This is a genomic window from Reichenbachiella sp. (genome assembly GCF_039969095.1).
Lineage (GTDB): Bacteria > Bacteroidota > Bacteroidia > Cytophagales > Cyclobacteriaceae > Reichenbachiella.
In genome coordinates, this window is the sequence record NZ_JBDVOL010000017.1 from 447,335 (window position 1) to 474,277 (window position 26,943).

Consider the following 26,943-nt stretch of genomic DNA (forward strand, 5'->3'; position numbering starts at 1 on the left):
TTACTCCTTCTCAAAAATCATGCTGGCTGAATTGATACAGTAGCGCAAACCTGTAGGCTTCGGCCCATCTTCGAAAACGTGTCCTAAATGGCCTTCACATTTGGCACAAATGACTTCTGTACGCACCATGCCGTATTTGTAATCTGCGAGATCAAGTAAACTTGTGTCTGTAGCGTAGGTGTAGAAACTTGGCCACCCACTACCAGACTCGAACTTTGTTTTGGATTCGAAAAGTGGGTTTTTGCAGGCTGCACAATAAAACGTCCCTTCTCTTTTTTCTTTGTTGAGTTCTCCAGTCCACGGTCGTTCAGTGCCTTTTTCTCTGAGGACATTGTACTGCATGGGTGTTAAAATTTCTTTCCATTCTGCATCAGTCTTAATGACTTTTTCTTGAATAGCGGAATTGCTCGTTTTCTTTTCTTGTCCTTGAGTTTGACAGGCCGTCATTAAGAGTACTGTGAGTGCTGAGATAAATACTTTCATGATCATTCTTTTTTCCTTTGGTGGGTACAACATAAATTTAGAAGAATAAATTCAGATGTCATGCTAAAACCAACTTATGCCCTTTTGATTTTGATGTGGGCTTGTCAGCCAAAAAACAAACCAGAAATTTCCTCGCCAGAACCAACTGTACCAGATACGCTTGTTTTGCGTTTCGATGTCAATGAGGAGTTGGCTGGGTCTGCTTACCGCGAAAAAGCAACTGGTTATTTACTCGTAGTAGATGGCGATAGCACATTGTTTTTTCCAGCTTTTACGAAAAGCAAAAAGTATGGACGTGTCAACTTGATCCTAGGCCTTCATCCGTCCCTAACCTATCATCAGCAAATGAAGCAACTCAAAACTATTTTGCCTTATGCAGCAAAAGACTACAATTTTGATTCATTGTCTGGTGTATTTGTGGGTCGATTAGTTCAAACGGGTGACCTGGCGATACAAGTAACTAATGAGTATCTGGAGGCTTTTGACGGTTATGGTTCAACTGCTACTACCCAATACGATACCATCGCCAGCTTCCTGGCCACCTCAAAGCTGGGACGCGACTTCAATAAGCTTTTTGACCTTTATGGATTGACCGCAGTAGGTACTTCCGTTGAAAAGGTCTTTTATACTGAAATGCACGAATCCATAAAAATCGATTCCGCGCAACACAGCCAATGGCCGGAAAAAATATTGGATGCTATGACTTGGGTGAAATTAGGGCAAAGGAGAAAATAATATTTCAAAAATAAAGTATGACTCCATCTATCATATCCGTTGACTGGCTTAAAAATCACTTGGACGATGAAGAATTGATCATTCTAGACGCCAGTCAAAAAAGTGTACAATCCGATGATGTGGCAAGCACTCAAAACGTTCGAATTCCAGGTGCAAGGAAGTTTGATTTAAAAAATGATTTTAGTCAGCCAAAAGGAATGTTTCCGAATACATTCCCCGAAATTCGGACATTTGAAAACGGATGTAGAAAGCTAGGTGTCAATCAGTCAAGCAAAATTGTGATCTACGACAACCTTGGAATATATTCTAGCCCAAGAGCTTGGTGGATGTTCAGAACATTTGGACATCAATCGGTATCTGTACTAGATGGTGGTCTTCCTGCATGGATCAACGCTGGATTTGAAACTGAAATAACTAAAAACACTACTTTAGACATGGGAGATTTTGTCGCTAGCTTAAATGCTTTCGCAGTTAAAAATATAGATGACATCAAGGCCAACATTTCAACTCAAAACGAATGGCTGATTGATGCAAGGTCTCCTGGCCGATTTAACGGTACAGACCCAGAACCAAGAGAAGGTTTTTTAAGTGGGCATATTCCAAATTCGATTAATATTCCGTTCAAGCAAGTATTAAACAAAGGGAAACTCAAAACAAAAAATGAGCTTTTAGAAATTTTCAAGACGATACCCAACAAGGATAAACCGCTAATTTTCAGCTGTGGTTCTGGAGTTACTGCATGCATCGTCTATCTCGCGGCAGAACAGGTATTAGACAATTCTAAATCTGTTTATGACGGCTCATGGACGGAGTGGGCTACATTGAACACAAAAGATTTGATAGTATGAGCCAATACATTTCACTATATACCCTATCAGCCTTCTATATTTTAGCTGGAGTTAGTCATTTTCTCAGTCCAAAATTCTTCCTGAAGATTATGCCCAAGTGGGTGCCATATCCAAACGCAGTCAATCTTTTGGTTGGAGCAATTGAAATTATATTAGGTGCCGCCATAGTATTTGATGAAACACGAACACTAGCAGCTTGGGGAATTATTACTCTACTGGTAGCCGTTTTCCCTGCTAATATTTATCATTATCAACTCGCTAAAAGAAAGAGCAAACAAGTCATACCCACATTGATTCGTATGCCATTACAAGGGGTTCTTATTTATTGGGCGTATAGTTTTGTATAAATTGAATTCACCTACTCAGTAAACACGACGTTTCAATTGAATTAATAAACCAGTAAATTGACTAATACAAACCCTGAATCGTACGAAAACCAATTCCTCCAGTTCAAAAACGAATTGACTTCGTTTGTTTTTCGGTTAGTGTCAAACCGAGCATTAGCCGAAGACTTGGTGCATGACACTTACTTAAAAGTGGTGGAAAAAATTGACACCTTTCGACAGGAGTCTTCCTATAAAACCTGGGTGTTCACCATAGCACACAATCTGGCCAAGAATCATTTGGCAAAGCAGTCACGTTGGCGAGAAGATGCCCAACAGATCAATGCCAAATTGCATATCAACTCTGAAGAGCTATTTGATAAAATGAGAGGTGTCTATAACAGTAACCCTGACAGGAGTTTTGAACTGAAAGAGCACATTACCTACTGCTTCAACTGCATGACCAAAACATTACTAGTGGATCAGCAGGTTTGTATTTGGCTCAAAAACGTCTACGGTTTTAAAGTCTCTGAAATAATGACAATCACTGGGCTGAGTGAAGGCAAAGTCAAGCACGCAATAGCAGACGCCAGAAAAAATTTAACTAGAATTTTTGATGAGAAGTGTGCCTTCGTAAGCCAGCAAGGCACCTGTCATCAGTGCTCGTCTCTTAAAGGAATTCTAAACCCCGAACAAGATGAGCAATCCAAAGCCAATCAAATAAAAATGGTAAGAGAAGGCACAAACCCGGACAAAGAAAAACTCTTAGACCTACGTCTGGAATTGGTCAAAAACATGAATCCTATGGAAGGCACTAGCAGTCACCTCCACATCTATTTTTTAGAAAATAGTCCAAATTGGGTGAAAATGGCCCTTTCTGAAGAAAAATCATAATTTCTTTCAAAATCCCGTCCGTTTCTATCGGTTCATTTGTCTAAAGGGAAACATTGTTTAAACTTTATTCAATTGAGAAATGAAATACTTCACAGAATCATTTGTTACTTTCTTCGAAGACCTCGCTAACAACAATCAGAAAGAATGGTTTCACACCAATAAGAAAAGGTATGAATCGGATGTTAAAAAACCATTTGAAATTTTCTTGTCGGATCTGATTGCTGAGATTCAAAAAGAAGATCCTAGGATTTCGATTTCACCTAAAGACTGCGTTCTTAGAATCAATCGCGACTTAAGGTTTTCAAAAGATAAAACCCCTTACAATTTGCACTACTCGGCCGTGGTCTCACGTGCAGGAAGAAAAGACAAGAGCGTGCCTGGGCTATTTTTAAGGTTTACTCTGGAAGAAATGGGCATCATGGGTGGAGCATATGTACTGGATAAAGACCAGCTCCATCGACTCAGATTAGACATCAAGAAAAACCCAAATACTTTGGAAGCATTGATTCAGGAGGAGGATTTCAAGGCAAAGTTCGGCACAATTCAAGGGGAGGAAAGCAAAAGAATGCCTGCTGAATTTCAAGAAGCTTCAGAGCAAAACCCTTTGCTTCTCAAGAAACAATTCTACTTTGTATCTAAACGGGAGCCGGCATTAATCACATCAGAAAACTTGCTACAAGAACTGATGTCTTACTGGCACGCCGCCCGTCCTTTAAATGAATATTTCACCTCAATTATTCTTAAGTAATGGCGTACGATCAACACCTTGCTGACCGAATAGCCCGTGAACTTCAAGTGCAAGGAGTCACTGCAGAAGCCAAAAGGCTGATGGGTGGCCTATGCTTCGTATTGAGGGAAAAGATGTGCGTGGGCACCGGCATTGATAAAGCCAATGGCAAGCCAAGGCTTATTGCTCGTATTGGAGCTGAGGCCGTACGAGTGGCATTGAAGAACAATAATTGTCTCCCTTTTCAGCCTACGGGCAAGGTGATGAAAGATTTTGTTTCTATCTACGATGAAGGAATTGATTCGGATGAAAGCCTATCCCATTGGGTGAAGTTGTCAGTAGCATTCAATCATAACCTTGGCGAAAAAAAGACTTAACTAAATCTTCATTGTACTATTGACAAATTGAAAGTTTTATCCTTTTCTTTGGCGAAAATTTCTGACACATTTTTTATATTGAACAATCACGTCAGCAGAGAAAAGATGGACAATCAAAATAAACTACGAGTCACTCAAGAATATGAGAAGCTCAACGATGAATTAAAAGAGCAAATCAAGTTGGTATATCCAGAAGGGTATAGTCAGCATATTTTCAGTTTCACCAATAAAGAGGGTGGAAAAACGAGTGCCTTGCGCTTCGAAACCGACGAAAAAATCTATTTAATACGTATGTCTATCACAGAGGCAGAAAACCTGATAGCTGAAGATGACGACTACGATGATGATGGCAACCTCAGGGATGATGTCAGAGATGACTATGAAGACAAACACGCTGATGCGGATTATTTGTCTGACAATGATAATTACGATGGATAACTCACCCATTCAGATCAAGTGAAAAAATGCAAACTCTATATTGCTTCTAGCATGGACGGGTATATCGCCCGAAAAGATGGTTCACTCGATTGGCTAGATGCCGTTCCAAACCCAGACAAATTAGACTACGGCTACTATGCTTTCTACGATTCCGTAGATACCATCATCATGGGTAGAAAAACCTATGAGGAAGTATTAAGTTTCGGTGTTGAATGGCCATATCCTGATTGTAAAACTTATATTATTAGTAGCAACAAAGTCGAAATTAGAACTGAAAACACCTATTTGGTTCATGAGAATTTAGAAACTAAAGTAAATGAATGGATCCATGAAAATGGCAAAGACATTTGGGTGGTAGGTGGCGGAGTATTGATCTCTTCTATGTTGAATCAAGGATTAATTGATGAAATGCTACTTACGATCACTCCCGTAATTTTAGGTGAAGGTATTCCTTTATTCCCCAACTCCCCAAAAGAAACCAATTTCGAACTTATCAAAACCGAAGCCTTTAAAACCGGCTTTGTGAATTTGACTTATCGAAAAGTTTGACCAAATACCCAACAAGCAAAAAGCACCACTCGATAAGGGAATATTATTGATAATTGTTATCTTCTTGCATAGATCAGCAGCAAGAAAAATGAAAAACTATATTCAATTCATTCGACTATTCTCTCTCGTTTTTGTACTTCTATTTTATGCTCGTTTTAGTCATGCGCAATTTGGGTTTTCAATGCCTGAGGGTGAAAAAAATGTAACTATCCCTTTCCAGAATTACAATAACCTAATTGTACTGGAAGTCACTCTGAAAAATAAAGTAGCTGTAAACCTGATTCTTGATACTAGTATCGAACACACCATTCTCACCGAAAAAGCTGTAGGTGATTTTCTCCAATTTCGGTATGCTCGAAAAATTAAATTGGGTCAAAATGCTGATGAAGTATACTATGGCCATGTAGCAATTGATGCTAAAATGTCTCTGTCCGATAGTGTGTCGACTGGTGATGCTTCGTCCATGCTGGTGCTAGAAACAGATTATCTAAATCTGGCAGGAATCGCAGGGTCAAAAGTTCACGGACTGATTGGATATGATTTATTCAAAAGTTTTGTAGTTGAAGTGGACCATACGAAGAATACACTCACACTACACAGACCTGAGTCATTCGAAGCTCAAAAAAGCTATCAAGAATTTCCTATGGAAGTAGTCGATAGAAAGCCATATTTAAACACAGAAGTTGTTTTTGAAAATTGGGAAAGTAGAAAAATGGATTTTATGATTAAAAGTGGAGCCAGTCACGCCATTTTCTTTGAAAATGACTCCGTAGAATATTTTTTGCCTTATCGAAATCTAGAAGTTCCTATTGGTCAGTCCTTTGGTGGAGAAGTACTCGGCCATATCGGGAGACTTCGAAGTATGAAAATCAATGAGTTTGATTTACAAAATCCGCTGGCCACGTTTGCCAAACCCGAACATATAGACAATAACGAAAATGTAAAAAAATATGGTGATGGATCCATTGGACAAGGGGTATTAAATAGATTTAGCGTGATCTATGATTTCCATCATTCTAAAATCTATCTCAAAAAAAATAACAACTTCGACAATTTATTCGAATACGATATGAGCGGAATGAGTATTGCTGTGAAACACACAAAAGACTATTCCTTCACTATCAAATCCCTGAGAAAAGACTCCCCAGCTGAAAAATCTGGATTAAAAGTTGGGGATGTTATTGAATCTATAAATGGGGATCAACTTACTATAGATAACTATGGAAAGTTTTTAAATGTATTTCTTACTCGAGAAGGGAAAAAAGTAAGCTTAGTCGTAAAACGTGAATCGGAGCAAATCGAATGTAATTATCGACTGACGCGCTTCATATAAAATCATGAACACTTTTTCGTTCAGTAGTGAACAATTCATCGCACAAATTATTGCCAAAATATTTTCTAAAACATTGATAATCTTTAGGTTAAATATTTCGGCACATGATTTGACCCCATTTGCGTAAGACTACACGACTATGCTTAAAAATTATATCACCATTGCCCTCCGCAATATCCAGAATAGCCCCGTCTACTCTACGATCAATGTGATCGGACTCACGATTGGAATTGTAAGCAGTTTGTTGCTTTACTTGTACATAGATTTTGAACGGAGTTATGACAGTTTCCATGCTAAAGGAGAAAACATCTACCGAGTCACCACCAAGGCTAATGTGCAAGACACTGAATTCTATGTGCCGCTTGCCCCTTCTCTGACGGGTACTACTTTGATGAACGAATTTGGTGCTGTGGAGAATTTTGTTCGTTTGACAGAAAGAGGAGAAACATTGGTTGCTGTTGGTCAGGAATACTTTTATGAAAATAAAATTTTGGAAACGGATTCTTCATTTTTCAATGTATTTGATTTTGAATTGTTAGAAGGAGACGAAGGCACCTGCCTGAATGAGCCCAACTCCTTAGTGATTTCAAAAAAAGTAGCAGAAAAATGGTTTCCAAATCAATCTGCACTTGGCAAAACAGTGAAAACTGATGGTGAAGATTCTAAGGTCATTACTGGCGTCATGAAAAACCCGCCACTCAACTCTAGTGTTCAGGCAGACGGTCTCTTAGCACACGAAACCAGAACACCTCAGCAGGACTCATGGGGCAATTTAAGTGATCAGCTATTTGTGATTCTTCCAGCAGGCACATCCGATACAGATCTAATACCTGTGATGAATCAGTTGTATGACAAGTACATGGCGCCTACTTATGATCAATTTGGTGCCTCCGCACAGCTTTCATTGCAACCGCTCACAGATATTCATCTTTACTCCAATTTTGATATGGATTTTGGTGCAGTTGGTGATATCAATTACTTGTACATCTTTAGTGCGATTGGTTTTTTTATGCTCCTCATTGCCTGTATCAATTATATGAACCTGGCTACGGCTCGATCAGTATCCAGATCGAAAGAAGTAGGAATCCGGAAAGCAATGGGGTCATACAAAACGCAACTCATGCGTCAATTCGTTACAGAATCCATAGTAATTGCCTTTATAGCCTTAATTATCAGTTTAATTCTTACTTTCTTTTTGATTCCATTTTTTAATGAACTAGCCAGTCTTGAAATCAAACAAAATTTTATCGACGGGCCTCAGATGATTCTGGTTCTCATTCTTGTCGTTCTCTTTGTTGGTTTGGTGGGAGGTAGTTACCCAGCTTTTTATCTATCTCGCTTCAAGGCAGCCGAAGTACTTAAAGGCAGATCACAAAAAAGTAAGGGCAACGAAACGCTACGCAAAGTACTCGTGGTGACACAGTTTGCCATTTCACTTGGCATGGTGGTGAGCACCTGGATTGTATTTGAGCAGCTAGAATTTCTTAGAAATAAAGAATTAGGCTTCAATCAGGAGCAGGTGGTGGTAGTGACGCTAGAAGGTGAGCAAGTTCGTGCCAAATTAGACGTGTTATCCAACGAGCTCTTACAAAACCCTAATGTAGAATCCGTAGGTTCGGGTTTTGGGGTGCCTGGTACAAATTCCATGAACATGAGCGGCATCAAGGTAGAATCTGCTGATGGCATGATGATTGAAAAGATTTTTCAAAATATCCTCGTAGACAATCAATTCTTCCCAACCCTAGAGATACCCATCTTAGAGGGGCGAAATTTTTTACCTGAAATTGGAAATGACACAGCATCATCTGTTATTGTAAACGAGGAAATGGTTCGCGAAATGGGTTGGGAAAACCCTATCGGAATGAAATTTGAAAGGTTCATCAACGACGACTTAGATACGAAAGAGTTTACCGTCATAGGTGTGGTGAGAGACTTTCACTTGATTTCATTGCAAGAACCGATAACACCTCTGGTCATATACAATCGCATTAATAATGGTCAAATGATCATAAGAATGAAGGCCGATCAAATTGCCTCAACGATGACAGAGATAGAAGAGACCTTTAAAACCGTCGTAACTAATAGGCCATTCGAATTTGCGTTTCTAGATCAAGGATTTCAAGAGCAATACGAAGCAGATCAAAAAAGAGGTGAAGTGTTTGCTGTATTCTCCACCCTCACTATAGCCATCGCGTGTCTGGGTTTGTTTGGGTTGGCTTCTTACACAGCAGAGGCTAGAAAAAAAGAAATTGGTATTAGAAAAGTAGTAGGGGCTAACGTCCTAACGATCATCATGATGATGTCAAAAGATTTTCTAAAACTAATCGTAATGTCCATACTAGTGGCTTTCCCTATTGCTTACTATTTGATGGATCAATGGTTACAAGACTTTGCCTACGCCATGGAATTGAGCTGGACCAGCTTTGCATTTTCTGCGTTGTTCACCTTAGTGATTGCTTTTATCACAGTGCTTTATCACTCTCTTAAGTCTGCAATCGCTAACCCGTCGACAGCCATCAGAGATAATTAAACACATATTCCGTTTAGAAGAAGCAGATAAATCAGGCATTTTTTAAGAAATAATCTGTTGTCTTTAATGTCAAACAAATTGTCGTTAATTTTAAAAATTAACATCAATCATGTTTGCCGTTTAATTATTTAATATTTGTAGTTAAATTAATGGAAATTTGTCCACATGAAACAATACATACTGGCGCTTGACCAGGGAACGACAAGTTCACGAGCAGTTTTATTTGACCACAAAGGCAAAGTGGTTTCGATGGCTCAAAAAGAGTTCAAGCAGTTGTACCCCAAAAATGGATGGGTAGAACACGATCCCTACGACATCCTCAAATCTCAGCTCGATGTCATGTACGAGGTGATCAAAAAAAGTAAAGTCAATAATTCTCAAATCCTGGGAATAGGAATTACCAATCAACGAGAAACAACTATAGTATGGGACAAAAACACAGGCAATCCGGTTTATAATGCCATCGTATGGCAGGATACCCGAACCTCCGACTTTTGTGAGAAACTAAAAAATGATGACGATCTTGAAGATTATATAAGAGAAAGTACAGGACTTGTAATTGACTCCTACTTTTCAGCAACAAAAATTCATTGGATTCTTAACAATGTGAATGGTGCCAGAAAAGCAGCTGAAAATGGAGATCTCATCTTTGGAACAGTAGATACCTGGCTTATTTGGAATTTGACCAATGGCGCCTCCCACATCACCGATTTTTCTAATGCCTCTCGAACCATGCTTTTCAATATTTCCGAATTGAGTTGGGATGAAGAATTGTTAGAGCGGTTTGATATTCCTAGACAAATGTTACCAGATGTTACGCATTCAGGTTTTCATTTTGGAATGGCACAAGTGCAGGGCGGCGAAATACCCATTATGGGTGTGGCTGGGGATCAGCAGGCTGCCCTTTTTGGGCAAGGTTGCTTTGATGCTGGGCAAGCCAAAAACACTTATGGTACGGGTTGCTTTTTGCTGATGAATACTGGTGAAAAAATACAGTACTCCAAAAATGGATTAATTACCACTATTGCATGGGGACTCAATGGTACCGTCGAATATGCGCTGGAAGGAAGTATTTTCATGGCTGGAGCTGCCATACAGTGGCTCAGAGATGGCCTGAAAATGATTCAATCCGCGGAAGAAACAGAAAAAATTGCTGCAAGAAGTAAAGAAGATAGTGGCGTTTACATGGTGCCTGCATTTTCTGGATTAGGTGCACCGTACTGGGACATGTATGCACGAGGTGGAATATTTGGTCTTACACAAGATACGACTAACGATGATATTGTTAAGGCAACGTTGGAGTCTTTGGCTTATCAAACCCGAGATATATTATTTGCCATGGCCAATGATTCAGGGGTCAAACTAAATTCTTTACAAGTTGACGGAGGAGCCTCTGCTAACAATTACTTAATGCAATTTCAGGCTGATATTTTAAACGTGCCTGTAGAACGGCCTAAAAATGTAGAATCTACTGCTCAAGGAGCGGCTTTTCTTGCGGGAATCACAAGCGGTCTGTGGAGCATGTCAGACCTACGAAAGAAAAAAGCAATAGACAAGACTTTTAAGCCCAATATGGACGATTTTACAAGAGATAGTCTTTACACTGGTTGGCACAATGCCATCAAAAGGTGTATGAATTGGGCCAGATAAATAATAAACATTTCATAACAAATCGAAAATTAAATAAGACTACTTTTCGACTTGTTTTGCACAAAAAAATTTATGTCAAAACCATCCTTTTCATATCAAACCAGACCCAATATCATTCAAAATTTGAAGAATGAATATTATGATGTTATTATAATAGGTGGTGGGATCACAGGAGCTGGCATCGCATTAGACGCTGTCACTCGTGGTTTAAAAGTGGCTCTTCTCGAAAAAAAAGACTTTGCTTCAGGTACCAGTAGCAAATCCACAAAACTCATACACGGTGGGTTAAGGTATCTCAAACAATTTGAGTTTAGTCTTGTTCGTGAAGTTGGCAAGGAGCGATCTATCCTCCATGAATTGGCCACGCATTTAGTCAGACCAGAAAAAATGCTCCTTCCGTTGATCAAAGACGGAAACTACGGTAAAATCATTACCTCAGTGGGATTAATGGTGTACGATGTGCTGGCTGGAGTAGAAGAAGAAGATCAGCGCAAAATGCTCTCTATCGAAGAGACCATGAACTGCGAGCCATTGCTTGACAAAAATATTATTGAAGGGGGCGGGCTATATGCCGAATATCAAACGGATGACTTTCGATTGGTGATGGAACTGATCAAAACTTCAGTTGAACATGGTGCTCAAACCTTGAATTATGCTAACTGCACAGACTTATTAGCCAAAGGGGGAAAAGTTTGCGGCGTAGCTTGTCATGATGAGCATTCGGGGGAAGATTTTAAAATCTATGGAGACTATGTAGTAAATGCTGCTGGTCCTTGGGTGGATCAAGTCAGAAAGCTGAATAAAAAAGTAAAAGAAACCAAACTGCATTTGACGAAGGGCATTCACATCGTTGTACCATTCGAGATGCTACCTGTTCGGCAATCTGTTTATTTCGATGTCTCCGATGGACGCATGATTTTTGCAATTCCCAAAAACGACATTACCTACATAGGTACTACAGATACCAACTACGAAGGCAACCCAAGAGACGCTCGTACAGAAAAAAAAGACGTCAGTTATTTAATCAAAGCGGTGAACGAAGCTTTTCCTTCTATCCATATTAAAATTGAAGATGTGTTGTCTTCCTGGGCTGGCATTCGGCCACTCATACAAGAAGAAGGAAAATCGGCTTCGGAAATTTCCAGAAAAGATGAGATTTTCATTTCAGATCGAGGACTTATTTCGATTGCCGGAGGAAAACTCACTGGCTATAGAAAAATGGCCAAACGAACCGTTGATCTTGTTTTGGAAATGAAAAGTTCGCGTTCTGGCATCACCAAAAAGACTAAATCCAAATCCAAAAAAATCAAATTCAACGGCAATAGTTTTAAAAACACAAAAGCGATTTCAAGCTACAAAGCCAAACTTCAAAAAGATTATACTCAATTCAATAAAGAGCAAATCGCCTCTCTGGTCGACACTTATGGAGATCAAACTCAAACGATATTAAATTTTGCCGAACGACTTCCAAGTAAAAATGAAGAAGTCAAGTTGCTAAAAGCTGAAGTTAGATTTTGCATAGAACGAGAAATGGTCATGCACTTGACTGATTTCTTTATTCATCGTACGGGAAGGTTGTATTTCAATATAAAAAGTGTGAAAGATCATCTGAAAATGGTGGCTACTGAAATGAAGCATTGGCTAGACTGGTCCACCGAACAGATGAATGAAGAAATAGCTGCCATGCAGGAAGAAATAAACAAAGCCACAGGTTTTAAATGAGATGGGGCATAGACCTTGGCGGAACAAAAATTGAAGGAATCATCATAGACTCCTCCTCAAACAATCAAGTGATTGCTCGCCATCGCCTACCCACAGAAGGTGATAAAGGTTATCATCACGTCTTGTTTCAAATCAAAAAACTGGTAGAGATACTCGAACAAGAAAGTGGGTTGAAACCGGAAAAAATTGGAATCGGCACACCTGGCTCCATTTATCCTCCCACCGGCCATTTAAAAAATTCCAATAGCCAGCACTTGAATGATCAACCGCTTTTGGCTGATCTTCAAAACTTATTGCAATTGCCGATGGCTATGGCCAACGATGCCAATTGTTTTGCTTTGGCAGAAACTCACCTAGGTATTGTTCCTGAAGTTGCACCAAGTGCTGGCGTCGTATTCGGAGTGATCATGGGCACTGGCGTAGGTGGTGGAATAGTAGTCAACGGTCAAATATTGAATGGCGCTAATGGCATAGGGGGAGAGTGGGGTCATAACTTTCTCCATGAGTCTGGTGGCTCCTGTTATTGCGGCAAAATTGGCTGTGTAGAAACTGTCATTTCAGGTCCTGGCCTAGAAAGGTATTATACCCAAGTTTCTGGAAAATATAAACCCCTAAAAGAAATCGTTTCAGACCAAAAATCTGATCCCTTAGCTAAAGCCACCATGAATCGTTTGATCCAATACTTCGGTATAGCCATATCTACGATTATCAATATGGTTGACCCAGATGTCATTGTCATCGGAGGAGGAGTAGGCAATATTGATCTGCTGTATACAAAAGGTATTGAAGAGGTGAAAAAACATGTATTTAATCCTGAATGTGCCACTCAAATCTTAAAACCAAAATTAGGAGATTCTGCTGGTGTATTTGGAGCCGCCATTCTCAATTAGTTTTTGCATTCCCATTATTATCCTCTAATTTTCATACCAAAATCCTCCTATTTTGGTTCGAAGTGCTCTCAAAGAAAAAACTCTCAAAGAATCCGAAGCCCAGTTTCGTTTTCGGGGTGTAGATAATACTCGCGTAGAAGCTCTATCTGACGGAGTCTTTGCTATAGCCACTGCTTTACTGGTCATCTCCACCTCTATTCCCGAAACCTATGCGGAACTACTCCATTTCCTTAAAGATTTGGTTCCATTTGCGCTCTGCATGGCTCTGTTGATGTTGATTTGGTTTCAGCATTATGTTTTCTTCATTCGCTACGGGTTCAAAGACGCTAAAATCGTTGCGGTCAATACACTTTTGTTGTTTTTAATTTTGTTCTATATCTACCCACTCAAATTTTTGATGCAGTTGCTCTACGACATGTTCTCTGCCATGTTTACCAAAAATTGGGAGGCATTTAACCATATCTTTTCTAATATCATTCGCATAGAAGATACACCACGCCTTATGAGTATTTACGGATTTGGTGCGGCCAGTATTTTTTTTACTCTGGCTATTATGTATTTGATTGCTTATCGAAGGTCAGGTGAAATGGGACTGAGTAATAAAGAAAAATTTCTAACAAGAATCAGCATGCGGGCAAACCTATTGATGGGAAGCATCCCACTTGTTTCTTGTCTGTTTTGTTTGCTTCCTGTAGAACCCAATGTTTCATTTGCAATAGGTGGTTTTATCTATTGGTTTTATCCAATTATTATGATTCCATTCAGCATTAGAAATAGAAAACTATTGTCAAAAATCTCAAATTAAGCTAATTCATGAAAATCGTTTCCTACAATGTAAATGGCATACGAGCTGCCCTAAAAAAGGGGCTTCTCGACTCTTTCGAAGATATGCAAACTGACATCATTTGTTTTCAAGAAACCAAAGCACAGGATGATCAGATATTAGAAGCATTAGGCGAAGACTTTCCTTATCATATTTCATCCAACAGTGCCGTAAAAAAAGGATACAGTGGAACTTGCACCATCAGTAAAGTTGCTCCTATTTCCGTTACTTCTGGAATTGGAATAGAAGAGCATGATCAAGAAGGTCGTGTGCTCACTAGTGAGTTTGAAGATTTTTATTTAGTCAATGTATATGTCCCCAATTCTAGTCGAGAGCTGAGACGGTTGGATTATCGAAAAGGTTGGGATGTAGACTTTAAAAAATACTTGAAAGGATTAGAGGCTAAAAAACCGGTCATTGCCTGTGGCGACTTCAACGTCGCACATCAAGAAATTGATATCGCCAGACCAAAGTCCAATTACAACAAAACTGCCGGTTACACGCAAGTAGAAATCGACGGGATGACCAATTTTTTGGAGGCAGGCTTTGTAGACACTTTCAGACACTTACATCCAGAAGAAGTGGCTTATAGTTGGTGGAGCTACAGAGCGGGAGCAAGAGAAAAAAATATCGGCTGGCGTATTGATTACTTTTTAGTGAGCGAGCCTTTAATATCCAAAATTTCAGAAGCTGCTATCCATCCCAATTACAAAGAATCCGATCATTGTCCTATCAGCATTACACTCTAAAATATTATGATTACCATCCCTTCAAATAGTGATTACGATGCTTTTTATCAAGGTCAGAAAATAGCAGATCACCCAAAGAAAAGAGCCATGTCCATGCTACTAGCTATAGTTGCTGGATTGCTGTTATACACTGGATTAAAAGCTACACCCATGGATGAAAAACTGACGTATGCAGGTGTACTTACGCTAGTCTATATTTTTATAGGTAGAAATTTGATGTTTAAATTCAAAGTGAAGAATCTCTGGAAGCAAAAAAGAGAAACTTTACCAGAATTGAACATAGATACCAAAGGCATTGAAGTGAAACATGAGATTCCACAGCAATGTAAATTTCTCGAGTGGAGCGATCTGGGTTTTTATCGAATCGAAAATAATTTTGTCTGGCTTTATCCTAAAAAATCGCCCGAAAATTGGTTGACGCTTTCGTTGGGTCAATTGAATCATGAACAAAAAGATGCGCTGAAGCAATTGGTCAAGGAGAAAATTAAAATAACCGAACCCAAAAAATAATGAACGTCTACGTTGCTGAATTCATTGGAACAGCCATCCTCATTCTTGTAGGAAGTGGAGTAAATGCTGGTGTCAGTCTGCAAAAAAATTATTTCCAAGGTGGTGGCTGGTTGGCCATCTGTGTGGGCTGGGCCTTGGCAGTAACTATGGCTATATATGCCGTTGGAGACATTTCTGGATCACATATCAACCCTGCCGTGACAATAGGATTTGCCATGATTGGAGCCTTTGAATGGGCGTTGGTACCTGGATATATCATTGCACAATTTTTAGGGGCGATGACTGGTGCAGCGTTGGTTTGGCTACACTATTTGCCCCACTGGAAAGCCACTGAAGATCAAAGCGCAAAACTTGGTGTGTTTTGTACTAGTCCTGCCATACCTTCCAAATACGCCAACTTATTCAGTGAACTGTCGGGTACATTTTTATTGTTGTTTGCTTTGTCATTCTTAGGCCCAAATAAATTCACGGAAGGGTTGAACCCACTTGTAGTAGGGTTGTTGATCTGCATGATTGGATTAGCTTTAGGGGGTACCACCGGTTTCGCCATTAATCCAGCCAGAGATCTAGGTCCTAGATTTGCTCATTTCTTATTACCCATAAGGGGGAAAGGAAATTCGCAATGGAGTTATAGTTGGATTCCTGTGTTCGGGCCATTGCTTGGCGGAGCCTTAGGTACATTGAGCTACCAAGCTATATTTAATCAAAATATAATGTTCGCTTTATATCCTTGTGTGTTAGCAGTTGTAGTTTTGATTGTTCTCGCTATTAGAGAACAAAGTGAAAATGCTGATGAAAAATGAAAATTACAAACACATTCCTGTCCGCCATACTTATCCTATCGCTCACTCATTGTCAACTAAAAAATGACACCATGAAATATGCCAATCTAGATGTACAAGGTCATCGTGGAGCACGAGGCTTGCTTCCAGAAAACACAGTCCCAGCCTTCATCAAAGCTGTTGAGCTAGGAGTTACCACTCTAGAATTGGACCTGGCCGTAACAAAAAATCATGAATTGTTGGTGAGTCATGATCCATTTATGTCGCATAAGTTTTCCACCTCACCTGATGGGTCTCCTATAGAAAAAGAGGACGAATTGAATCATAATATCTATCAAATGACTTATGAGGAAATCAAGGCTTATGATGTGGGTTCTCGTTTTGAAAAACAATTTCCGAATCAGGAAAAAATGGCGATTCACAAGCCCTTGCTCAAAGAAGTTATCGACGCAGTAAACAAATACATTAAAGATAAAAACCTGCCACCCGTGCGCTATAACATTGAAATTAAATGCGATCCGGCAGGTGACAGTTTGTATCACCCACTTCCTGCGGCATATGCTCAACTGGTATATGATTTTATTGTAGAAGAAATGGACACCACCCAACTCAATATCCAATCGTTTGATTTTAGAATTCTACAATATTTTCACGAAAACTATCCTGAGATCAAATTGGCGGCACTGGTTGAAAACACATTACCCATCGAGGATAATATTGCCAATCTTGGGTTTACGCCTGAAATCTATAGTTGCTACTATCATTTGCTCGACTCAGAAAAAGTCTCTTGGTTACAATCTCAAGGCATACAAGTGATTCCATGGACGGTAAATGAAACAGAAGACATTCAGCGCGTATTGGATTGGGGAGTAGATGGGATCATTTCTGATTACCCAAATCGCGTATTAGAATTAATTTCGAATTAAATTTGACGCTTGCATAATTTTAACGGGCGGATTTATCAACTATGGAAATACCAAGTCTTAGTGACATCAAGCGTGCGCACACGCGAATAACCAAATATATCGTACGAACTCCTATCATGACTTCTCAAACTATCAATGAATTGGTGGGTGGCGAAGTTTTTTTCAAATGTGAAAACTTTCAAAAAGTAGGCGCATTCAAAATGAGAGGCGCATCCAACATCATCATGTCTTACCGACCTGAAGATCGTGTCAATGGATTTGTAACTCATTCATCAGGAAATCACGCACAAGCGGTGGCATTGGCTTCGAAAGTAGCTGGAGCCAAAGCATATATCGTGATGCCAGAAAACGCACCTCAAGTAAAAAAGGATGCAGTAGAAGAATATGGTGCAGAAATTACTTTCTGCGAACCTACAGAAGAAGCTCGGGTGGCTGCTTGCGCCAAAATCATGGAAGAAACTGGCGCGATACAAGTACATCCATTTCATGATCCAAGAATTATTGCGGGACAAGCTACTTGTGCCAAGGAATTCATTGAAGAATATCCCGATTTAGATTTTATGATTTCTCCAGTCGGTGGTGGCGGATTGGCTGCAGGGTCTGCGTTGGCTTTGAGTTATGTCAGCCCTACCACCAAAATGATATTGGCCGAACCGTCGAACGTGGATGACACGTACCGGTCTTTTAAATCAGGGCAATTGGTTGGTGTGGAGAATCCCGAATCTATTGCCGATGGACTTTTGGTTTCAGTAGGGAAGCTCAATTTTGAAATAATCAAACAACACGTTTCTGAAGTTTATCGAGTGGAAGAACAGGAAATTGTAGATGCGATGCGCTTGATTTGGGAGAGGATGAAAGTCATCATCGAGCCATCGAGCGCTGTAGCTGTAGCTGCTTTGCTCAAAAACAAAGAGCAGTTTGTAGGCAAGAAAACAGGGTTGATCATTACGGGAGGTAATGTTCAGTTGGACGCTTTGCCGTTTTAAGAATTAGTAGACCATCGTCATCACCCTATTTATTAGGGTGATCCGCCAGTGGTATGCACTGCTATCTCAGGAGTGCTACGACCAAGAGGAGATAGCCCAGACAAGCAGGGTTATGACGTCATCGCCTTACCCATAAATTTCATTAAGAATACCTGCCAATCGAATGCCTGCTTTGAGTAGGCGTTCGTTTACCGTAGCAATGTGGGTATAGTTGTAATCGTATCTCAATTTTGCGCCCTCAGGAATGTCATAAATGCCCTCACGGTAACCAAGTGCCTCATCCACCCAAATCATAATATCTTCACTCTGCCATTTTGAAATCTGCTGATCTGTAGCTGTATCAATCCATTTTACATATTCGGTATAGCTCAATTGCTGATGGTCGATCAAGCCACTGTCCCACACACGGTGCAGATTGTAGCCCTTGTCCCACATGAATTCTACTTTTACATCATTGCCCCCCATATCCTGGCCATTACCTACATGTAAGGGCTGATGAATGTCTCCCACGAGATGCACCAAGTACTTCAGGTTTTCTATTTCTGAATCATAGGTGAAATTTTTTGATGCCAACTCTTTGATCAATCGGTTGATGGATTGGATCGCATCTCCTTGTTCTGGCACACCTGCTTCTTCATAAGTTTTACCCTCAGGAATCGTGCAATAATGCCAGGGCGTCATATAGTCCTTCGTGCGATCTGCTCGGATAAAATCCATATAATTACCAACCATGCCCAAGTGCTCATCTCCCAAAACCGCTTGGATATTTTTCTTAGCCTTGCTAGTCAAATGATCATAGGCAATTTGTCCTACTACCCGATGACCCGTTTTTCCCCAGGAAAAGGCAGATGAATAGGTAACAAAGGTCAGGAGGAGGAGTGTCAATATTTTTTTCATTTGTATATGCGGCTTCATTGAAATGGAAAGATAATCCTAAATGTTTTTTAATAAAGCTTCCACTTTAGAAAAGTCATTTTTTGCAATTTTAATGACAATATCACTATCAAACGGATTGCTTCCAACATAATCGTCAAGATCAGCCGATTTTTCGAAAGTTCTTTCAAAAGGGACATTATGCTTTTGTAAAACTTCGATCAGCGCTTCGGCTTCTAGTGGATCACGATAGGTGCGGAACGGGGTCATTGTTTCTTTGTAAGTGGTATGGTGAGGATTTTAACGTCCAACTTGTATGTTAGCATTGATTTTAATTAACATCTATAAAAGTATCTCATTGCGCCAGCCTTTTCAAACAGCTCAGTAGCTTATAGGATGATAGTGCCTGTTAGGCTCTTTAAAATCCAAGTTGGTTTTTCTTTTCATCTAGCTTCGATTTATGTTCCAAAACCTCTTCGATCACATAACTAGTTTGATCTACCAAATACGTTTGTAGTTCTTCATCAAATGTTCTCTTTCTTGATAAAAGAACTTTTAAAGTATCCCCTTTAGTAAATGGCTCATTATTCAGTTTGGAAAGAAATTTCTCGTCTTTAATAATGGCTCTGATAGGGTATCCTCTGAATATGAAAGCCCACTTTCCTTGACCTTCAAAATGAATTGTCTTTATAACAAGAACAGCTTCATCAGTTAAAATATCCTCTTTTGCTGGTTCTTCGAAAGTCGATTCAGAGTCAGTAGAGATTAATTCTGTTAGTTGTTCTTTTTTAACATCAATGATTTCCTTATCATCACGTTTGATGTTTAAGTCTGTGATATTTCCATCTCCGTTTACAGTAATGAAAGTTTGATTAATCGTCTGATGTGCGCCAGAATTATGATACACATTATAAACGTTTTTAGATAGATTCTTTTCGGTTAAATCGTTTTTTTTCAGAATCTCCTCAACTGTATTAATATCGCTTGTGGAAGATGGCTTTGTCATATGATAGACGAGAACTCCACTCAGTGTAGAAACCACCAGTCCAGCAGCTGCATTCAACAATACATTTTGATACTTTGGCGCAAGTTTGATTTTGAAACTTCCGTTTTCCGGTGGAGAAACTTCAATTATCAAATCATTTGGTGCGTAACCAAGTTCGGTGTTAATGAGATGTAATAAGTCCTTGTAACCCCTCAGGAACTCGGTTAAGGTTTCGACTTTGATATTTCCATCTCCTCCAAATTTGACGGTTATCTGATTATATGACATTTGTGAATCATCAGGATTAACATCATCATTGTCATCATCCAAATCATCATCATCAAAGTCTAAGTCGTCATCATCATCTTCGTTCATATAAATTGGTATTTCGCGGTGAACTTTTTGAGCCTAACAATTGTGTAAAGCGCACTTTATCCGCAATGCATCATTACTTGTTAATTAAATATTTCTCAGAAGGGCTGCTAATCAGTCAGCTGCGAAACGACCGATTGGATTATAATAATAGGGAATTTCGTGATGGAATCAAAGACCAACCCATATGTCATTTCGAGTAAGCCTGTCGGTAGACAGGTGAAGCGAGAAATCTAATCGTGATAATCTAGGTACTCGATTTCAATGAGATTTCTCCCAAATGGTCGAAATGACAAATAATTTGGGGTATCAATTTTTTAGACTGCAACCTATCTTCTTTACCAATACTGAATCGCCATCATAGCACTTAAGTGAATGGCTGCATAGTTGTTAATGCATTGAATACGGCTTCCATGATTAATTATTTGCTGTCTTACTATGTATATTCAACTTGGGATTTCATCAAGCCTATTGTGCTGCCATATTTTGAGAAAGTTCGACTGATCAATATTTCCCCCTGAAAGGATAATAAGTATACGCTTCTTTCCAGACTGACTTGAAAGCCATTGTGAGGCTGCTTCCATCGAAATCGCACTAGTAGGTTCCACCTGGACTTTCAACAAATGAGACAGCCACTGTGTCCAGTAGATCATCCGTGACTCCTCTATTTCATGCATACCATCAAGCTTTTTGAGATATTCAAAAGTGATGTCTCCTACAGCCATTGTCATCGCTCCATCTGCCAGGGTATCAGGTACCTTCTGAAGCCTCTGTATGGAATTTTTTCTTAATGATTCGGCAGCATCATTGGCATTGAGAGGCTCCGCGCCGATGACTTTAGTCTTTGGTGATAAATGAGAGGAGGACAACCAGGTTCCTGATAACAAACCGCCCCCTCCGCAAGGAGCAAACACCGCATCGATATGGTCTAACTGATGGAGTGCATCATAGGCCGCTGTACCTTGACCGGCGATGACCGCCTCGTTGTTGAAAGGAGGAATCCAATAGGTTCCATTTTCTTCAGCAGCTTTCCGTACCTGTTCATCGGCTATATTTCGAGTTTCGCACAGTTCTATTTTAGCTCCATAGGAAGCTGTTGCTTGAATCTTTACTGATGATGAATAGGCGGGCATAAAGATCGTAGCAGGAATGCCAAACTGACTGGCGGCCCAGGCGACAGCTTGCGCATGATTGCCCGAACTATTGGCAATCACTCTTTTCGGTCTCTGGTTATTTTCAATTAAGGAAGATATAGCATTACAGGCTCCTCGGGCTTTGAATGCCCCAATTTTCTGAAGGCACTCTGCCTTAAAGAAAATCTCATGCCCCAACCAATTATTCAACAATGACGACTGTAGGATAGGCGTGTCTTGAATGTATTTGTCGATACGTCCTCTGGCATTAGCAATATCTTGAAGGGTTAACATAGTTTTAAAAGCGTTTTTACTCAACCATGGCTTTATTGCAATAGCTATCTTTTTCGAAATCTCGGATATTCATGGACACTATTGGTACTTGAGGAAAAAGTCCATTGAGCGCAGCAACAATTCGTCGTGATAAATTGGCTTTTTGTTCGACTGTTCTTCCTTCCATGATATTACCAAAAACATGGATGAAATCATCTGATCCTTCTCCAGCGATAAATTCGTCAAATGACTGTACTCGAACCTTAATATCCGTTTTTACAAAAAGTTCACTAGCTATAGCCTGCTGATAGACGGTCTGCATGATCTCTTTTTTCGAATGAATTCGTGTAAGGTTTTCTGAGCAATGTATGATGAAATGTGGCATGGTTCAAAAAATTTAAATTACTTGTCATGCCGACGATAGGAGGCCTCTCATTTGGTTGTGAGAAGATTTCTCCTGTCGTCGAAATGACGCAAAAATAGGTTAACTACAAGCCCTCCTGATCGATCAAATAGATCAAGGCAGCCATGGATGCGGCACCAAGCTCTAACTCCCGTTTGTTGACCTTGTCGAAGGTATCATCCGCAGTATGGTGATAATCAAAGTAGCGCTGCGAGTCCGGCATCAAACCAATTAAAGCAGGCCCTTGATCTTCCAGTGGATTGATATCCGCACCACCATAACCTTTTACGATTTTTCTTAGATCGTATGGCGCCAACAGGTCACCCCAGCTTTGTATTTTGGTCAACACTTCAGGGGAAGATTTAATTCCAAATCCTCTTGGCGTGAAACCACCTGAATCAGATTCTAAGGCAGCGATATGCTTCTCCCCTTTTTCTTTAGCGACACGAGCGTATTCCTTTCCACCACGCAATCCGTTTTCTTCATTCATAAACATCACCGCTCTCAAAGTTCTTTTTGGACGAATGCCAGTAGCTTTAAAAACTCTAACCGCTTCGATGGCCTGAACGCAACCAGCCCCATCATCGTGTGAACCATCACCTACATCCCAAGAGTCTAAATGACCACCTACTACAATGTATTCGTCTGGCTTTTCTGAACCAGTTAATTCACCAATCACGTTGTACGAAAGTACGTCTGGCAGCATTTCGCAATGTGTTTCCATGTAAAATTTCATGGCCTTATTGGCTTTGATGGTACGGCTTAAATAATCCGCCCCTACAGTACTAATGGCCACCGCTGGAATCTGAGTGACACCTTCTTCATAAATCAGTGTGCCTGTATGAGGTGTATCATTTTGTGCCAGTGTCAGTGATCTGTTGATCGCTCCGACTGCCCCATATTTAGCCGCTTCGGATGGGCCCTTTACGCGCTGATCTCCTGCTCCACCATAGGCATGTCCAGTATGAATGTGTTTTGGATCCATGGGTCTATTGAAAAAGACGATTTTCCCTTCTATGTTTTTCTTGCCCAATTTTTCGAGTTCGTCCAAACTTTGTACTTCGATCACTTCAGCCAGCAACCCTTCAGGACCTGTCCCCACACTATTGCCTAATGCTATGACGCTTACATCTTGCGAGCCAAACTTTGAATTAACAATTCGTCCAATCTCTTTTTGGCCTCTGACCCAATGGGGTACCATAACTTCTTGCAAGTACACTTTGTCGAAACCATAAGCTTCCATTTGTTGGCGCGTATATTCTACAGCTGCTGCTGCAGACGGCGAGCCGCTTAATCGATGTCCAATGTTGAGCGATAAATATTCCAACATAGGATAAGACTGGCCATTGGTCAACGCTTCATCGAAAATTGTTCTTAAGTTTTGTTCGTGATTTTGTGCTTGTGTAGCAAAAGCAGAGAAGAGTAGCATAAGTGCTACGAGCATTTGTTTTTTCATCTTAGAATGTGTTGAAAAGTCATAAAACTTACTAGATGACAAGAATACGGCTAACCGCAAACAATCACCTAAAATCTTGATGCAAATTTTTAATCAATAGCGGTACGAGAAGTAATAGCGGATGGATGAGTATTTCCAAGAGAAACTTTTCCAAAGTTATCAACTTTGGAAAAGTTGGAAGCTTAAGGCTTCAGCACCAAAGCTCCTTCAGACACCTTCATAATTTCTTCTTTATTCATCAATTGTCTGCGGTATTCGCCATTCACATACATCTCCGCTTGATTGTTGTAGTGTGGAGAGAAAATATTTCCAGAGTTTCCTGTTGGTAATATGCTCCAGCTATTGCCTTCTACATCAGCAAAATCAATGATTCGTCTGGTGGATGGCCCTGCGGCCGTTTTGTACTCACCATCAGCTGTCCATCTGTAGATGTAGTTGTTGATTACTTCATTATTGCCTGGCACAGGGAATGGCCCTACGTTGAAATACTTTCTTAGTAAATCTACAGCACCTAGCACATGATTGTGTTCCAAGCTATGCACCTTGCTCCATTGCCATTGACTGATATCAGTGCCTAGTTGATTTTCTAATTCTAACAAACCTTCTGAAAGCGCCGAAGTTATGATTTGAGAGCGAGTCTCAACTTCTGGTGTTTCTGGATTGTCCCACCACACAGAACTATCATTTGCAAAAAGTGGCTGGAAGCTTCGTTTCATGAGATGTGTTTTCATGTATGCTTCGAACCCATCTTCACCTATTTTGTTTACAAAAATGCTTTCTTGAATTTTGTAAACCAGCTTATTATAAATGGTGGGTACCACTTCATCCAATTCAAAAGTTCCTCCCCATTCGGATAAAAGCTGAAGTGCTTTTTCTTCATTTTCTGAATTGATGAGCTTGTCGTCAATGGCTTCTAGAATGGATGATACCACTTCAGGAGAATTGTTAGAAGTCACATCCAACATCATTTCCTTGGTGTCCTCTACAGTCCACTTTTCATTCTGATCAAGTAAAAGTCTAATTCTTCTTGCACGGTCTTCTGGTAAATAGTAGCCCGGCACTATAACACCGTTTGTGGTATCCGCTTGATTATTGGCACTATAAGCATAACCCCACGGGGCATTTTCGGATTTCGGGTTGTAGCTAAAATCATAATAACCCTGAATTTCATTTTCGCCAGAACTACCATCCAATATCAGCTTCGAATTCACCGAATCAGCTCTTTTCAATAGATGGGCAGACGACCAGCGGGCATAGTTGTTATTAATATCTCCATACATCACATTGAGTCCAGGCGCATGAATTTTTGCTACATTTTTTCGAGCATCAGAAAAGTTCGTTACATGAGAAAACCCATAAGTCACTTCTAGAATTTCTCCAGGTTTTTGGGTGTATACCCAAAAAAGAGACACTGGAGGCCAGCTTTCATCCAATTCCAAGGCTTCATTTACAACTGGCCCATGATGGGTAGTTTTGATCTCCATTTCGACAGTAGTGGAGTCTTTAACTTTGATATTCTCTTTTCGAAATTGGTAATCTCGTATTTCCTTTTTGAAAACATATTGACCTGGGTTGTATGGATTATCTTTTTCCCAATACAAATCAATATCGTCGTTTTCAAACATGGTTAACCCGGTGGCATACTCCCTGTTGTGACCCATAATGGCAAACGGGTATCCTGCCAGATAATAGCCATAAAAACTGGTTTCGGGAGACTCGATATGTGCCTCGTACCAAACGGCAGGTTGTGAATAGGCGATGTGTGGATCATTGGCTAAAATGACCTTGCCAGATGCTGTTTTATCTGGACCAATCACCCAACTATTACTGCCAATGAATGGAGAAGCAGGTAAGTCCTTAAGGATCTGGTCGATTTGAATGGCTAGCTGTTCGGTAGCTGGTAAAGTTGATTTCAACAAAGTGCTTTTCATATTAGGTGCTACATCCAAATCCTTGAGATAGTCCTCACCCAAGTCTTGAAGTATCTTAGTGACCAATGGTTCCGTTTTTTGTGCGGCAGCAAAACTGAAAGACATATACCCCATGGTGTTGTACACATCTATCATGGAGAAGGGTGTTTTTTCTACTCCAACTATTGAGAATTCAATGGGAGTTGGGCCATTGGACACAAATGTATTGACCCCATCCAAATAAGCTTGAGCTGCTGCTTTTATCTTTGGGTCACCATTGGCTTGAAATTGCGTAAGCATTTGTTCGGAATATTGTTGAATACTTAAGGCTCTAAAAAGCTTGTCTACCTTTAACAGTTTTCCTCCAAATATTTCGGAAAGACGGCCAGGAGCAATTCTTCTCACTACTTCCATTTGCCAAAGGCGATCTTGCGCATGAGCGTATCCCAGTGCTCTATAAGCATCCACCTCGTTTTGCGCATAAATGTGTGGGATTCCATAATTGTCGTAGTATACTTCTGCCTGATTGGACAGACCTGGTAGTTGGGCTTCCCCTGTGAATTGAGGTTTCAACGATTCGGCGTACCAGTAGGCATAGGCTATAAGAACCACGATTATGGCCAAAAATGAAGCAAGGATTTTCTTAATCATAATAGGAACAATGAGTTACGCTATGAAGTTAGCAACTCTAAGTAATTCGAACAAACCCATGAAAAGTTTTAAACTTTTGATAGGACAAAAAAATAGCCATGATAATCATATCATGGCTATTATTAGCATTCAATAAGTATCCTGAACTTACTTCTTATTGATTTTAAATGTTGAAGTGGTGTTTTCGTTTATCAACTTCATTAGATAAATCCCTTTTCTCAAGCTTTGAATATCTATTTCAAACACTTGTGATTGGTGCGTTTTATTCAAAATTATATCACGAACTGTTTTTCCTGATTGATTGAACATCACCAACTGAATATCGCCAGTCATATCTTCATCAATTGTCAAATGCAAGATATGATCAGTAGGATTGGGATAGAAGTTAAGGTTACTAAGTTCTCCTTGATCTGCACTTAATACAAAATTGATCGTCAATTTGAAAGTAGTCGATACTGAAGCTTCAGATTCATCCGTAGCCGTAATTTTGAGATTGATCTCTCCGTTGTCTCCTCTCACAGGTGTGCCAGAGAGCGTATTGGACGCAGAGGCAAAACTCAACCAAGAGGGTAAATCTCCGTCGTTTGCCAAACTAGCCGACAAGGTCAGATC

28 protein-coding genes are annotated in these 26,943 nt (G+C 40.0%); 19 read left to right on the forward strand and 9 right to left on the reverse strand.

The genetic code is table 11. The features are described 5' to 3' along the window. Entirely contained in the window at positions 1 to 483 is a 483-nt protein-coding gene (msrB, locus tag ABJH98_RS19965) for a peptide-methionine (R)-S-oxide reductase MsrB (protein WP_348309550.1), read from the reverse strand. Between the two features lie 60 nt (positions 484 to 543). Between msrB and ABJH98_RS19970 the strand changes: the two genes are divergently transcribed. From ABJH98_RS19970 to ABJH98_RS20060, 19 genes are all read left to right on the forward strand, one after another. Further along, positions 544 to 1,218 (forward strand): hypothetical protein, encoded by a 675-nt coding sequence (locus ABJH98_RS19970; RefSeq protein ID WP_348309551.1) that lies wholly within the window; start codon positions 544 to 546, stop codon positions 1,216 to 1,218. Between the two features lie 17 nt (positions 1,219 to 1,235). Beyond that, positions 1,236 to 2,066 (forward strand): sulfurtransferase, encoded by an 831-nt coding sequence (locus ABJH98_RS19975; protein ID WP_348309552.1) that lies wholly within the window; start codon positions 1,236 to 1,238, stop codon positions 2,064 to 2,066. Continuing rightward, positions 2,063 to 2,413, forward strand: coding sequence for a DoxX family protein (locus ABJH98_RS19980; RefSeq protein ID WP_348309553.1), 351 nt, complete (start codon positions 2,063 to 2,065; stop codon positions 2,411 to 2,413). The genes ABJH98_RS19975 and ABJH98_RS19980 overlap by 4 nt, the downstream gene beginning before the upstream one ends. 57 nt (positions 2,414 to 2,470) lie before the next feature. Beyond that, positions 2,471 to 3,283 (forward strand): RNA polymerase sigma factor, encoded by an 813-nt coding sequence (locus ABJH98_RS19985; protein ID WP_348309554.1) that lies wholly within the window; start codon positions 2,471 to 2,473, stop codon positions 3,281 to 3,283. A gap of 79 nt (positions 3,284 to 3,362) precedes the next feature. After that, a complete protein-coding gene (locus ABJH98_RS19990) occupies positions 3,363 to 4,031 on the forward strand; it encodes a DUF2461 domain-containing protein (RefSeq protein WP_348309555.1) in 669 nt (222 codons plus the stop codon). Next, the gene (locus ABJH98_RS19995) at positions 4,031 to 4,387 is read left to right on the forward strand and encodes a TfoX/Sxy family protein (protein ID WP_348309556.1); all 357 of its coding nucleotides are present in this window, start codon (positions 4,031 to 4,033) and stop codon (positions 4,385 to 4,387) included. Before ABJH98_RS19990 ends, ABJH98_RS19995 begins: the two co-directional genes overlap by 1 nt. A 105-nt stretch (positions 4,388 to 4,492) precedes the next feature. Further along, positions 4,493 to 4,825 carry a hypothetical protein gene (locus ABJH98_RS20000; RefSeq protein WP_348309557.1) on the forward strand — a complete coding sequence of 111 codons (333 nt, stop codon included), beginning with the start codon at positions 4,493 to 4,495 and terminating at the stop codon, positions 4,823 to 4,825. Positions 4,826 to 4,843: 18 nt separating this feature from the next. Beyond that, a complete protein-coding gene (locus ABJH98_RS20005; RefSeq protein WP_348309558.1) occupies positions 4,844 to 5,374 on the forward strand; it encodes a dihydrofolate reductase family protein in 531 nt (176 codons plus the stop codon). A gap of 88 nt (positions 5,375 to 5,462) precedes the next feature. Then, complete coding sequence (locus ABJH98_RS20010; RefSeq protein ID WP_348309559.1) at positions 5,463 to 6,707, forward strand: PDZ domain-containing protein; 1,245 nt, start codon at positions 5,463 to 5,465, stop codon at positions 6,705 to 6,707. A gap of 139 nt (positions 6,708 to 6,846) precedes the next feature. Further along, the gene (locus ABJH98_RS20015; protein WP_348309560.1) at positions 6,847 to 9,237 is read left to right on the forward strand and encodes an FtsX-like permease family protein; all 2,391 of its coding nucleotides are present in this window, start codon (positions 6,847 to 6,849) and stop codon (positions 9,235 to 9,237) included. 165 nt (positions 9,238 to 9,402) lie between these two features. Continuing rightward, entirely contained in the window at positions 9,403 to 10,887 is a 1,485-nt protein-coding gene (gene glpK / locus ABJH98_RS20020; RefSeq protein ID WP_348309561.1) for a glycerol kinase GlpK, read from the forward strand. Positions 10,888 to 10,959: 72 nt separating this feature from the next. Beyond that, positions 10,960 to 12,609 (forward strand): glycerol-3-phosphate dehydrogenase/oxidase, encoded by a 1,650-nt coding sequence (locus ABJH98_RS20025; protein WP_348309562.1) that lies wholly within the window; start codon positions 10,960 to 10,962, stop codon positions 12,607 to 12,609. Next, positions 12,606 to 13,499 carry an ROK family protein gene (locus tag ABJH98_RS20030; RefSeq protein WP_348309563.1) on the forward strand — a complete coding sequence of 298 codons (894 nt, stop codon included), beginning with the start codon at positions 12,606 to 12,608 and terminating at the stop codon, positions 13,497 to 13,499. Before ABJH98_RS20025 ends, ABJH98_RS20030 begins: the two co-directional genes overlap by 4 nt. A gap of 52 nt (positions 13,500 to 13,551) precedes the next feature. Beyond that, a complete protein-coding gene (locus ABJH98_RS20035) occupies positions 13,552 to 14,304 on the forward strand; it encodes a TMEM175 family protein (RefSeq protein WP_348309564.1) in 753 nt (250 codons plus the stop codon). 8 nt (positions 14,305 to 14,312) lie between these two features. Next, on the forward strand, positions 14,313 to 15,071 hold the full coding sequence (locus ABJH98_RS20040; protein ID WP_348309565.1) for an exodeoxyribonuclease III: 759 nt from the start codon (positions 14,313 to 14,315) through the stop codon (positions 15,069 to 15,071). A 6-nt stretch (positions 15,072 to 15,077) separates the two neighbouring features. Further along, positions 15,078 to 15,581 carry a hypothetical protein gene (locus tag ABJH98_RS20045; RefSeq protein WP_348309566.1) on the forward strand — a complete coding sequence of 168 codons (504 nt, stop codon included), beginning with the start codon at positions 15,078 to 15,080 and terminating at the stop codon, positions 15,579 to 15,581. Next, positions 15,581 to 16,384 carry an MIP/aquaporin family protein gene (locus tag ABJH98_RS20050; RefSeq protein WP_348309567.1) on the forward strand — a complete coding sequence of 268 codons (804 nt, stop codon included), beginning with the start codon at positions 15,581 to 15,583 and terminating at the stop codon, positions 16,382 to 16,384. Before ABJH98_RS20045 ends, ABJH98_RS20050 begins: the two co-directional genes overlap by 1 nt. Then, positions 16,381 to 17,289 (forward strand): glycerophosphodiester phosphodiesterase family protein, encoded by a 909-nt coding sequence (locus ABJH98_RS20055; protein WP_348309568.1) that lies wholly within the window; start codon positions 16,381 to 16,383, stop codon positions 17,287 to 17,289. Before ABJH98_RS20050 ends, ABJH98_RS20055 begins: the two co-directional genes overlap by 4 nt. A gap of 41 nt (positions 17,290 to 17,330) precedes the next feature. Beyond that, complete coding sequence (locus ABJH98_RS20060) at positions 17,331 to 18,275, forward strand: pyridoxal-phosphate dependent enzyme (RefSeq protein ID WP_348309569.1); 945 nt, start codon at positions 17,331 to 17,333, stop codon at positions 18,273 to 18,275. 126 nt (positions 18,276 to 18,401) lie between these two features. On the opposite strand, the gene ABJH98_RS20065 is transcribed toward ABJH98_RS20060, so the two are convergent. From ABJH98_RS20065 to ABJH98_RS20100, 8 genes are all read right to left on the reverse strand, one after another. After that, positions 18,402 to 19,172 carry a S1/P1 nuclease gene (locus ABJH98_RS20065; protein WP_348309570.1) on the reverse strand — a complete coding sequence of 257 codons (771 nt, stop codon included), beginning with the start codon at positions 19,170 to 19,172 and terminating at the stop codon, positions 18,402 to 18,404. A gap of 36 nt (positions 19,173 to 19,208) precedes the next feature. Then, entirely contained in the window at positions 19,209 to 19,418 is a 210-nt protein-coding gene (locus ABJH98_RS20070) for a hypothetical protein (RefSeq protein WP_348309571.1), read from the reverse strand. Positions 19,419 to 19,566: 148 nt separating this feature from the next. Beyond that, positions 19,567 to 20,508: a hypothetical protein gene (locus ABJH98_RS20075; protein WP_348309572.1), complete on the reverse strand. Its 942-nt coding sequence runs from the start codon at positions 20,506 to 20,508 to the stop codon at positions 19,567 to 19,569. A 443-nt stretch (positions 20,509 to 20,951) separates the two neighbouring features. Then, positions 20,952 to 21,932: a serine/threonine dehydratase gene (locus tag ABJH98_RS20080; RefSeq protein WP_348309573.1), complete on the reverse strand. Its 981-nt coding sequence runs from the start codon at positions 21,930 to 21,932 to the stop codon at positions 20,952 to 20,954. 16 nt (positions 21,933 to 21,948) lie between these two features. Further along, on the reverse strand, positions 21,949 to 22,296 hold the full coding sequence (locus ABJH98_RS20085) for a 5-carboxymethyl-2-hydroxymuconate Delta-isomerase (RefSeq protein WP_348309574.1): 348 nt from the start codon (positions 22,294 to 22,296) through the stop codon (positions 21,949 to 21,951). A gap of 103 nt (positions 22,297 to 22,399) precedes the next feature. Continuing rightward, positions 22,400 to 23,770: a M20/M25/M40 family metallo-hydrolase gene (locus tag ABJH98_RS20090; protein WP_348309575.1), complete on the reverse strand. Its 1,371-nt coding sequence runs from the start codon at positions 23,768 to 23,770 to the stop codon at positions 22,400 to 22,402. 182 nt (positions 23,771 to 23,952) lie between these two features. Then, positions 23,953 to 26,331 carry a penicillin acylase family protein gene (locus tag ABJH98_RS20095; protein WP_348309577.1) on the reverse strand — a complete coding sequence of 793 codons (2,379 nt, stop codon included), beginning with the start codon at positions 26,329 to 26,331 and terminating at the stop codon, positions 23,953 to 23,955. Between the two features lie 147 nt (positions 26,332 to 26,478). Beyond that, positions 26,479 to 26,943, reverse strand: a 465-nt coding sequence (locus ABJH98_RS20100; protein WP_348309578.1) for a putative Ig domain-containing protein, incomplete at its 5' end; no start/stop codon positions are given.